The sequence below is a fragment of the Lactobacillus sp. ESL0260 genome (assembly GCF_003692935.1).
Taxonomy (GTDB): domain Bacteria; phylum Bacillota; class Bacilli; order Lactobacillales; family Lactobacillaceae; genus Lactobacillus; species Lactobacillus melliventris.
In genome coordinates this window covers 97,975-109,449 of record NZ_REHO01000012.1, presented here as the reverse complement: position 1 = coordinate 109,449, position 11,475 = coordinate 97,975, and the positions used below count along the sequence as shown (strand labels likewise).

The window sequence follows — 11,475 nt, the reverse complement described above, 5'->3', positions numbered from 1 at the left end:
ATGAAAGAAAAACTTTGTTTTGTGAAATGTATTGATCATGAAGTACCATTGCAAATAGATTTACCAGATAAAGGTCAAGAATTTCCTGCCATACTTTTAATTCATGGATTTATGTCATCCAAAAATTTGGATGGCCATATGTTGCAAAAAATAAGTTTAGAATTGACCAAAAATGGTATTGCTGCAGCAAGAATGGACCTTTGCAGTATGGGTGAAAACATCTGTTCTCGTGAAAAATATGGTATGAGAATTATGATTGATGAGGTTGAGGCATGCTTTAATTACTTACAGTCTTTACCATATATTTCTGAAAAACATGTAGGTATGCTGGGTCACAGTCTTGGTGGACGTTTAGCGTTTACTTGTTCAACCCTACCTGCTAAATTAATTGTTACGTTAAATGGTGCAATCAATACCAATGTGATGATGGTTCCTTCGTATAATAAATTAGAAATGCAGCAGTTAGGTTATAGTATTATGCATACCAGTGATGGCAGAGTTGAACTAATATATCAGAAATTTGAAAGAGACATGAAAGATACACTTAATATGAATATTAGTAACTTTAAAAACCCAATATTGGTTTGTATTGCAGCTAACGATCCTACTCTTGATCCGAATATTGGACTTAATTTTGTCAAAAATTGTCATATGGAAAATGTTGATTCAGTTGTTATTGAAGGAGCAAATCACACCTTTAATGCCAAAACAGGTGATTATACAAAATTAAATGAATTGAACAATCAAATGATTCCATGGATTTGTCGAAATATAAAATAATTTTGTATTACTGATATCAAGTTAACTAATACTAGTTATTAAAAAAATTTAAAGCATGAAAAAGCCTTCTAAGCCAATTTATTAGTTTAGAAGGCTTTTTTTATTCAAAAATACTGAATTTAGTCATACAGAGTGAAGGAATAAAAGAAATTATAACATGCTTAAATATTTATAATTAATGTAAATGTCCGTTGATTCCTTTTTCAACGGACACTTTTTGATTAATTAAGCGTTTACATAAGTAGCAAAATAAAAATATCAGGAGGGATGATAAGTGCGTAAAGAAATTAGTCAAGAAATTATTGATTATCTTAAGCTTCACAACAAGTTCATTACTTCTGAAGAACTATCAAATGGCTTGAAAGTTTCAAAAAAAACAATATCCCGCCATATTAATAGTATTAATAAAAAATATTCTAAACCAATAATTATTTCCCAAAGGGGGCGAGGCTATGAACTTAATTATTCCAACTACTTGAACGTAGCAAATAATGATGTTCACAATGATTCATCCACACAACTTAGACAAGAAAACATGCTGGCAAAATTGCTTTTTGCTTCTCCGAGCGAAGTTAAAATTTATGATTTAGTAAACAGTTTGTATATCAGCGAACCAGTACTGAGGAATGATGAAAGACAAATAAGTAAAAAAATATGTAAATGGAACTTAAAACTAAAAAGCAAACAAAGGTCGGTTCAAATTATTGGTACCGAAAAAGATATCAGAAGTGCTTTGATGGAAGTAGTTCTTCATATTGACAAGTCTACAGATATTGAGACATTACGAAAAAATACTTCTCAATTAGATCAAAAAGACTTTAATTTTGCTTTAAGTCAAGTTGAAATGGCCTTGCGAGTATTAAATGGTTCTTTACCGTATCCATATAATATAAATTTTTTTGCTCATATTTATGTTTTGTTAATAAGAGCCAAAAAATATAAATCTATGGATAAATCAATTTCTTTAGATACTGGGTTACAGGCAGAAATTAAAATGAATCCTGAAATTTTTAGTATTTGCAAGAGCATTGTAGCTAATATTAAGAAATACTTGGGCTTTAACGGCAAAGAATTGGATCCAGAAGTCTATTACCTATTTAAGTACTTACTAACTTCGCGCTTTAATTCATTTGACGGAATTGTTCTTGATGATCGCGATTTGGCCGACGAAGTCACCGACTTTTTTATTTGCAAGGTATCTACTTATTTACACTGTGATTTTTCACCATCTATTAAAAATGAAATTAAGAATCATGTTTTAGCAATGATAAGCAGGCTAAAAATGAAGATAGCTTTACCCAATGCTTTATTAAAAGATATCAAACTGGAATATCCCCAGGTTTTTATTGCCACTAAGAATGTAGCAAAATTGGTCAGTCAAAAATTTAACTTACCGGTAATTTCAGATGATGAAACAGGCTTTATCTGCTTATATTTTGCTAAATATTACGAAGAAAATAATAAATCGAACACGAAAATTAAAGCTTACGTGATATGTACAACGGGAATTGGAACTTCGGGAATAATTTCTACCAAGATCAAAAATACCATTCCTGAAATTGAAATTGTAGGTCTTGCCTCAAATTATGATATTGAAACTATTATCAGAAATAAGCCTGAAATTGAGTTGTTAATTAGCACTGTTCCCATTAATCTTCACGGAAACATTCCTGTCGAATTAGTTAGCGCGTTTTTTACAAAAAAAGATGAGTTAAAAGTTAAAAACGTAGTGAGGAAAATCATTAATGAACGAAATTTTGCTTAAAACTTGTGATAGAAATTTGACAGATCAAAGAACAGCTTTCCTAATTATAGCAGATATTGTTGCTCGCAAAATGAATGTGAGAAACGAAACAGTTCTGCAAAGTCTATCGACTAGAGAAAAAATCGCTAATACTGCTTTAGTGAAGGGAGTTGCCATTCCTCACATAATCTTAGACCGCAATTTTTCTCCTTGGTTACTGATTTGTAAATCAAATACATTGATATCTGATTGGAATTGTCTTGATAACTCTAAGGTTAATAAGCTTATCTGCTTAATAGTTCCCCAAGTAGTAAAAAAGTCGAGCAGTAGTTTCAGAGAGATAATTGCCATCATGAATAAACTTGCAGATGATACTGTAATTGCGGAAATCAATGCAGCTGAAAATGCAGCAGAAATTGCTCAAATTTTAAAAAGATAGGAGGTCATAAAAATTTGACTGAAAAAGAAATCGATATTGCGAAAGTCATTAATCCAAACTTAATTGACCTTCATTTAAATGGAAAAACTAAAGAAGATGTAATTAAGGAGCTCAGTCATCTTTTGCAAAAGGATGACGATATTACTAACATTCAGGAATTCGTAGATGATGTTTTTAATCGAGAAGAAGAAGGTGAAACCGGTATAGGACAAGGAGTAGCCATCCCTCATGGTAAATCAAAAGCTGTCAAAAATACTATGATAACGATTGGTCTAAGCGACCATCCAATACCTTGGGAAACTTTAGATGACCAGCCCGTTACTGCTGTAATTTTATTTGCTGTTAGGGATCAGGATGCAGATACATTACATTTAAAGCTTTTACAAAAAGTAGCAATTTTGTTATCTGACGATAACTTTATTAAGAAACTACATGCTGCTACAAATAAAGATAGTGTTATTAATCTTTTGTGTGCAAATTAGAGGAGATGATTAATTATGAAAATTGTTTGCGTTTGTGCTTGTACTTCTGGTATTGCACATACTTATTTAGCAAAAGCTAAGTTGGAAAAAGCAGCAAAAGAACTAGGAGATGAGATTCACATTGAGACTCAGGGGACGATAGGTACAGAAAATGCCTTGACACCAGAGCAAATTGCTGAAGCTGATGTTGCTTTGCTGGCAGTTGATATAGCTACTACCGGTAATGAACGTTTTAAAAATATTCCAACCGTAAAAGTTGGTACTTCACTAGTGGTTAAAGCTCCTAAAAAGCTTTTAGAAAAAATCGAAGAAGAAATAAAAGAAAGAAAAAGTAAAAAGGAGTGATTTAAATGAATACATTTGTCACAGGTGCTAAAAAAGCTGGTTCTGCTGTCAAAAAGCACCTGCTAACGTCTATTTCTTATATGCTTCCACTTGTTGTAGCTTCAGGTCTATTGATAGCAATAGGAAACCTGATGGGCGGTAAGCAAGTTACCAGTTTGGCTCAAATGAACTTTCCTAATAGCATGACTACACTTGGTGTTTTGGGAATGGGCCTTTTGCCGTCATTTATTGCAGGTTATATCGGTTATTCAATTGCTGATAGACCAGGGATTGCTCCTGGATTCTTAGCAGGACAAATAGCTTCGTTTTTGGGAGCTGGATTTCTGGGAGGCATAATTGGTGGATTTATTGCAGGTTATATTGCTTTAGGTATTAGAAAAATTAAAGTTCCCCGGTGGGCTAATGGACTTATGCCGATGCTGATAGTTCCTACTGTTACTGCAATATTTACCGCATTGATAATGTTCTTCTTGCTGGGTCAGCCATTGACTGCAGCAACAACAGCTCTTAATCACTTTATTACCAATTTAGATCGGTCTCAAAGAGCATTGTATGGCTTTTTAATTGGCTGGATTGGCTGCTTGGATTATGGAGGAGCAATAAGTAAGATTCCAAATTTGATTTGTGATGGTTTACTGCTTGACGGAATCAAAGGACCTGAAGGAATCAAAGTTTTAGCTTCAATGGTACCTCCTTTCGGAGTTACAATGTCTTATTTTTTAGCTAAATTATTTCATAAGAATATCTATACTAAAAAAGAAGTTGAGAACATTGAAGTGGCTTTCCCAATGGGATGTTGCATGATTACAGAAGGTGTTATTCCTATTGCAATGAATGATTTGTTACGTACTTTACCATGTACCTGGATTGGTTGCGGAATTACAGGAATGATCAGTTATGCTTTCGGAAATGAAAGCCCAGTACCTTCTGGTGGAGTTTTTGTCATTCCCGCAATGTCTAAGCCAGGTATAGCAGTAATTGCTTTATTAGTTGGTTCATTAGTAACAGGCATTTTACTAGCAGTTATTAAAAAGCCGTTAAATCAGGAGCAAGTTAATGAAACTCAAGATGATGAAGAGAAAAATGTTGATTTATCAAGCATAAATCTGCAGTAAAAAATTTTCATTTGTAAGGGAAGTGATGTCTATTACTTGTTTGTGAAAATTTTAAATCTAATTAAAAGGTAGTTTTTAAAATAAGGAGAAAAAGATGACATTAGTAAATATGAATCAGTTGTTACGTGTAACTAGGAAAAATAATTTTGCAGTTGGAGCTTATAATGTTTCCAATCTTGAATTAGTAAGAACGGTAATTGAACAATGTGAAAAAGATTACGCTCCAGCAATAATAATGATTCACCCCACAGAATTAAGATATTGTAAGGATGATTTTGTTACTTATGTTTTAACGCGTATTCGTGACAGTAAAATTCCCGTAGCCCTTCACCTTGATCATGGTGATTCTGTAGATAGCGCAGCCCGAGCAATACATGATGGCTTTAGTTCAGTAATGATTGATATGTCAGCTGAAGACTGGGAAACAAATGTCGCATTAACAAGAGAAACAGTAACAATGGCTCATAGAGTTGGTGTTTCTGTTGAAGGTGAAGTAGGAACTATTGGTAAAACAGGTATACACATCGAAGGTCATAAAAAAGAAGGCATTTATACCACGCCTGAAGAAGCACAAAAATTTGTTGAAGAAACGGGTGTTGATACTTTAGCAGTTGGTATAGGCACTAGTCACGGAATTTATCCTCCTGATGTTACTCCTAAAATTAGAATTGATATATTAAAAAAAATCGTTCAAGCTGTTCCTGATACACCTTTAGTTTTACATGGCGGATCTTCGAATCCGGATGAACAAATTTCTGAGGCTGTGAGAAATGGTATCAGTAAAGTAAATTTGGCCTCTGATTATAAAAATGCATTTTTCCAAAAAGCACGTGAAATACTAGCTAAAAATGATGGCTGGGATCCAAATAATCTTTTCCCGGAAGCAATCGAAGCAGGCAAAAAAGTAATACACCATAAAAATGAAGTATTTAATTCTATCGGCAAAGCCAAATTATATGAAGGCATTGATCCTTGGAGAGCAGATAAGATTTAATTAAACCGCAATTATTAATAAAAGGACTACAGTGTTGGAATATTGTTTCCAAAATTGTAGTCCTTTTTAGACGCAATCAAATATTCATATCTTAATTAGATAACACTTGATTAAAAATAACAGTATAATATATCTAAATCATAAAATCATCGAGACTTACACAAGGAGATAATTGAAGTGTGTGAAGAATTACGGTTTTTAAAGTGCATTGATCATGAAGTGCCGATACAGATTGATATTCCAGATAATGGAGATAAATTTCCGGCTATGTTGTTGGTTCATGGCTTCATGTCCTCTAGAAACAATGATAATCATATGCTGGCAAGAATCAGTAAAAAAATAGTTGAGGCAGGAATAGTAGCAGCTAGAATAGATTTATGCAGTATGGGTGAGAACCTATATTCTAGAGAAAATTATGGTATGAAAGTAATGACAGAAGAAGTCAAGGCCAGCTTTAGCTATTTACAAAATTTACCGTATGTTGCAGAAAATAATGTTGGCTTGTTAGGTCATAGTCTTGGTGGCCGTTTAGTATTTACCTGCTCAGATTTACCAGCTAAAATTATAGTTTCTTTAAATGGTGCGATTAATACTTCAGAACCATTGGAAATGGCATATGATAAATTTGAAATGGATAATTTAGGCTACTGCATTGTTCATACTAGTAGCGGTGGTGTTGAACTCGTATACCGCAGATTCTTTGATGAATTGAAAACAACTTTGAATGATAATATTAAAAACTTTAAAAATCCGATTTTAGTTGAAGTATGCACCAGTGATCCAACTTTAGACCCCAATATTAGCTTAAACTTTATTCAAAATTGTCATATGACTAATGTAGATTTTTTTACTATAGAAAATGCAAATCACACATACAATGTTGAAACTGGCGATTTTACCAAGCTTAATGAGGTAATAAATAAAGTTGTGCCATGGATTAGTTCACATATTAAATAAAAAAACCAGCTTTTAATCAAGCTGGTTGCCTAGAAAATATTCTGAGCCTAGCTTTAATTTTGAAAAAGTTAGGCTTTTTAGTTTATCTTTTTAAATACTGTTGGTTTGTTAAGTGCGCGGTCAGTCCATAATAAAACTTGTTTTTTTTGAAGTTCAATTGGCAAAAGTTCGTGCTGGTACAGCCTTTCTTCTACAAACATTTTGCCTTCCTCATTTACAAATACCGGGTAGTCCCATTTACCGATGGTAACCAATAAATCACCATTTTTTTCTTTTAGTGTAATTAAACCATAGCCTGGGTTTTCATAATCACCTAAAAGATTATCTTCTGCTTCAACACTTTGTGGGATTTCCCCTATTTGTTCTTTAATTCTTTCCTCACGAGTTGCTGCTTTTTTATCAACTATCTTTTTAATTTTACTGGTCCAGTCTGTTTCGTGAATATCCAGAACATTATCAATAGTTTGATAAGCTAAAGCAAAAATGGCATCAGTTGAATCCATATTTGTTGTTGAGACAAAAGCTAAGTCAAGGTCAGGAACAAAGCCCATGAAAGAACAATAGCCAATATATGAACCGCTATGGTAGAAATATTTATGTCCCCGGTAATCTTCCATCATCATGCCCAGACCATAAGCGCCAAAATTTGCACCGCCATATGCACGGCTAGGAGACATAATAGATTGAGGTAGAAAATGCTCAGCCATTGCGTTATTTTTGCTTTCTTTTTGCAATTTTAATTGGTATTTGGCCCAAGTTAGCAAATCAGATATAGTTGAAAGCATGCTGCTGGCACCACCAACTTTTCCAGGCGCAATAAATGGCACTTCTTCGGTAATGTCATTATCTCTAATATACGGCTTGACTATTCTTTCACGTGGTGCCTCGTGATGATTAACATAGGTATTATTCAAATGCAAAGGCTTCAGTAAATGCTCGTGTTCATAAATACCATAATCTTGATTAATAGCTTGTTCAAAAGCATATGTAGCAACAGCAAAAACCAGGTTACTATACTGCATTTTGTAACGCAGTTCATGATTGGGCTCTAAAAAGCCAACATGTTCTGCCTTTTCTTTTAAAGTAAGATCATGCTTGTTCATATTAGTAAAACGCATTAAGTCATGAGCTGGCAATCCACTTTGGTGACTTAGAGCATCCCTCCAAGTTAAATGGTCTGCGGCATATTTATCTCTTAGTTTGAAATCAGGCCAATATTTTTTTAACGGGTCATCCAAAGTAATTTTACCTGAATCAGCTAATTGGCAAACTGCAGTGGCAAAAAAGGTTTTTGAAATTGATGCTAAAGGATACAAACTATTTTGCTCTGCATCGCCAAAGACGTGACTGTAATTTTCACCTTTATGATAAACGCCTACACCTAAACTAGGTAAATTAAACGTGTCAATAACATTTTTTGCTAAATCAGCAATTTTTTGATTATTCATGTTCACTCTCAATTTCTTTATATAAATTTTCAATAATAGAATTATACAAGAGCATCTGGTAATTTACACTAGTGAAGTCGCGTAATTAAGATAATAATTGTGCTAAATGTGATATTGGTTAGATGACCATTGTTTTATTATGGGAAAAAGCAACAGGATTTTTTACTTGAGCAAAGGTATTTTAGCTTTAGGCAGATTGACCTTTAATTCTTCAAATGAAAATGGCAGCAGCAAAGAAATTTGATAAGCGGTTAAATGTAAATATTCTTTGCTTATAAAAGTGGGATTATACAAAGGATCACCCACAATTGGACAACCTATTGCCGCTAAATGAACACGGATTTGGTGTGTTCTTCCTGTTTCTAAGTCGAGCTTAATTAAAGCAGTATTATTGCTAAAGCACTTTAGAATTTGGTAATGTGTGATTGCTTTAAGTCCGTCAGCAACAATTTTGCGCTTGCGCTTATCAAGTGGATCTCGTCCAAGGGGCAGGTTAATTATGCCAGTATCTGCTATTGGCTTATTCATGTTAACTACTGCCAAGTATTCACGGTGAAAAATTTTACTGCTTAATTCACGATTTAAAATAGGAACAACTGCCGGATTTTTAGCAACCAAAAGTAAACCACTGGTTAGCATATCCAAACGATGTACAATAAAAGGAGAGTACCCTAAGTAAGTAGCACAATCATTCAAGGCAGTGTTGGTTTCATTTAAGTTAGGATGTGTTTTTTGTCCTGCGGGTTTATTAATAATTAACAGATTTTGATCTTCGTAAATCACTTCTGGCATTTGTCCGCTTGCTGGATAAGTATTTTGACTACTCTCAATGTGTTTTAGCCACAGCTCAATTTTATCGTCTGGAAAGACCATTTGATTAAAATAATGATAAGTGCCGTTAATCAAAATCTGGTGTTCAGTTCGTAAGTAATGACGCCATTTGCGTGGGATCAGCAAAAGACGCAATAAGTCGTTTACTGAGCATGGTTTGAGATTTTGGGGAAAATTAAATGTAAAATAATAGCTCATAAATATTTGTTAAATCTTTTTGAAAATAAAAGTAATATCCTCTAATATGATACAATTTTAATTGTTTCTAAAGGAGCAGATAAAATGGAAAACAATGAACCAAAGAAAAACGAGAAACGTGGCTTATGGTACCGTTTTGATCATCGTTTTTTTATCGGTCGCTGGATCATTTTGATTTTGCTTACCGTCATTCTCTTGGTTTGTACTTATTATACCGTTAAAGTTAAAACATCCAATATATCAAATTTAAAAGCGTCATTACCTGTTACGACGGGAATTTATGATCAAAAAAACCAACGAGCAGGCTCATTATACTCACAAAAGGGAACTTATGTTGAATACAACAAAATTTCACCTAACGTGAAAAATGCTGTAATTTCGACCGAGGACAGGACTTTTTGGAAAAATCCCGGCTTTAGTATTAAGGGAATGGGGCGTGCCGCTCTAGGTATAGTGCTTAATCACGGGCAAATTGCCGGAGGCGGTTCAACTATCACCCAGCAATTAGCTAAAAATGCCTTATTAACTCAAAAACAAACATTTTCGCGTAAAGTTGAGGAACTTTTCTTTGCTATCGAACTTAATCATGTTTATTCCAAAAAAGATATACTAACTATGTATCTTAACAATTCCTATTTTGGTAATGGCGTCTGGGGCGTAGAAGATGCCAGCCAAAAATATTTTGGCAAGAATGCCAGTCAGCTGACAGTTGGTGAAGGTGCCACGTTAGCAGGTATTTTGCGTAATCCTAGCAAGTATAATCCCATTGATCATATGTCTTATGCTTTATCGCGACGCAATTTAATTTTGAATTTGATGGTTGATAATAAAAAATTATCAAAATCACAGGCTGAAAGTGAACAAAAAATTGGTTTAACTTTACGTGATACATATCATAATAAAGATGGTTATCGTTATCCTTACTTCTTTGACGCTGTCGTGGATGAAGCAATTAATCGCTATGGCTTAAAAGAAGAAGATGTCATGAATAAGGGCCTGAAAATATACACTACTCTTAATCAAAATTATCAGAGTCAGCTGCAAGAAAGGTTTAACCAGGATTACTTATTCCCTCAAAATGCTGCTGATGGAACTAAAACTCAGGGTGCTACGGTAGTGATGGATCCTACTACTGGTGCAGTCCGCGCTGTGGTAGGAGGACGGGGCAAGCATGTCTTTCGCGGCTATAATCGCGCGACACAAATGAAGAGACAACCTGGTTCTTCTATTAAACCTATTGTTTCTTATGCGCCTGCCTTGCAGCAAGGATATCATTATGATTCCCAGCTTTCTAACAAATTGCAGCGCTTCGGGAAGAATGGCTATCAGCCCCACAATGTTGACAACGGTTATTCGGATAAAATTCCTATGTATGTGGCTTTGGCGCAAAGTAAAAACGTGCCTGCTGTTTGGCTATTAGACCGCATTGGAGTAGCTAAAGGTGTCCAGTCTGCTAATAATTTCGGCTTGAAGGTAGCAAAAGAGGATCAAAATTTAGCTTTGGCTTTAGGCGGATTATCGACTGGTGTTTCACCTATTCAAATGGCTCGTGCCTATTCGGCTTTTGCTAATAAAGGTAACTTACCGAATAATTCTTACTTTATTACCAAAATTACTGATGCAAGTGGCAATGTGATTGCGGAAAATCACGATACAGGTACTCATCGAATTATCTCTGAAAATACTGCTAAAGAGATGACTACAATGCTGTTAGGCGTATTTGCAGGCGGTACAGGAACTTCAGCTCAACCTGCCGGATATCGAGTTGCTGGCAAAACCGGTTCTACCGAAGTTCCTAATTCATACGGTTTTGGCACTAAGGACCAATGGATCGTTGGTTATACTCCAGATGTTGTTGTAGCAACTTGGGTCGGCTTTGATCGCACTAATCAGCAGCATTTCATGCACGGTGTATCCGAAACTGGTATCACAAGGCTTTATAAAGCTGAAATGGAAGGTATTTTGCCGTATACAGCACAAAATCAATTTAGAGAACAAGCGCCAAGGCAAATTATTCAAAATAACGGTGCTGGTACTGATTGGACGCAAGGTTTTGGTAAAAAAATTGAAAAAGGGCTCGGATCTGCCAGTGAAAAGATTAATGAATGGTATAATGACATAAAAGGACTTTTAGGTCACTAA

General features: G+C 34.6%; 11 protein-coding genes. 9 read left to right on the top strand and 2 right to left on the bottom strand.

Annotation, left to right across the window (positions count from 1 at the left end; translation table 11 throughout):
• The 8 genes from F5ESL0260_RS06160 to F5ESL0260_RS06125 all read left to right on the top strand — a co-directional run bounded on the left by F5ESL0260_RS06160 (window position 1) and on the right by F5ESL0260_RS06125 (window position 6,856).
• Window positions 1–780, top strand: coding sequence for a S9 family peptidase (locus tag F5ESL0260_RS06160; protein ID WP_122026255.1), 780 nt, complete (start codon window positions 1–3; stop codon window positions 778–780).
• A gap of 274 nt (window positions 781–1,054) precedes the next feature.
• Window positions 1,055–2,545 (top strand): PRD domain-containing protein, encoded by a 1,491-nt coding sequence (locus F5ESL0260_RS06155; RefSeq protein WP_122026254.1) that lies wholly within the window; start codon window positions 1,055–1,057, stop codon window positions 2,543–2,545.
• Window positions 2,526–2,963, top strand: a complete 438-nt coding sequence (locus tag F5ESL0260_RS06150; RefSeq protein ID WP_122026253.1) for a PTS sugar transporter subunit IIA — start codon at window positions 2,526–2,528, stop codon at window positions 2,961–2,963. Before F5ESL0260_RS06155 ends, F5ESL0260_RS06150 begins: the two co-directional genes overlap by 20 nt.
• Before the next feature lie 14 nt (window positions 2,964–2,977).
• Entirely contained in the window at window positions 2,978–3,445 is a 468-nt protein-coding gene (locus F5ESL0260_RS06145) for a PTS sugar transporter subunit IIA (protein ID WP_110446304.1), read from the top strand.
• 15 nt (window positions 3,446–3,460) lie between these two features.
• Window positions 3,461–3,790 carry a PTS fructose transporter subunit IIB gene (locus F5ESL0260_RS06140; RefSeq protein ID WP_046325149.1) on the top strand — a complete coding sequence of 110 codons (330 nt, stop codon included), beginning with the start codon at window positions 3,461–3,463 and terminating at the stop codon, window positions 3,788–3,790.
• A 5-nt stretch (window positions 3,791–3,795) separates the two neighbouring features.
• Window positions 3,796–4,905, top strand: coding sequence for a PTS fructose transporter subunit IIC (locus tag F5ESL0260_RS06135; protein WP_122026252.1), 1,110 nt, complete (start codon window positions 3,796–3,798; stop codon window positions 4,903–4,905).
• A gap of 94 nt (window positions 4,906–4,999) precedes the next feature.
• Window positions 5,000–5,899: a ketose-bisphosphate aldolase gene (locus F5ESL0260_RS06130; protein ID WP_046325147.1), complete on the top strand. Its 900-nt coding sequence runs from the start codon at window positions 5,000–5,002 to the stop codon at window positions 5,897–5,899.
• 177 nt (window positions 5,900–6,076) lie between these two features.
• A complete protein-coding gene (locus F5ESL0260_RS06125) occupies window positions 6,077–6,856 on the top strand; it encodes a S9 family peptidase (RefSeq protein ID WP_122026251.1) in 780 nt (259 codons plus the stop codon).
• A gap of 77 nt (window positions 6,857–6,933) precedes the next feature.
• Here F5ESL0260_RS06125 and F5ESL0260_RS06120 read toward each other — a convergent pair whose 3' ends face one another.
• Window positions 6,934–8,304 (bottom strand): serine hydrolase, encoded by a 1,371-nt coding sequence (locus F5ESL0260_RS06120; RefSeq protein ID WP_122026250.1) that lies wholly within the window; start codon window positions 8,302–8,304, stop codon window positions 6,934–6,936.
• A gap of 162 nt (window positions 8,305–8,466) precedes the next feature.
• Entirely contained in the window at window positions 8,467–9,333 is an 867-nt protein-coding gene (locus F5ESL0260_RS06115) for an RluA family pseudouridine synthase (RefSeq protein WP_122026249.1), read from the bottom strand.
• Between the two features lie 84 nt (window positions 9,334–9,417).
• Here F5ESL0260_RS06115 and F5ESL0260_RS06110 point away from each other — a divergent pair, with 84 nt between their 5' ends.
• On the top strand, window positions 9,418–11,475 hold the full coding sequence (locus tag F5ESL0260_RS06110) for a PBP1A family penicillin-binding protein (protein ID WP_046325143.1): 2,058 nt from the start codon (window positions 9,418–9,420) through the stop codon (window positions 11,473–11,475).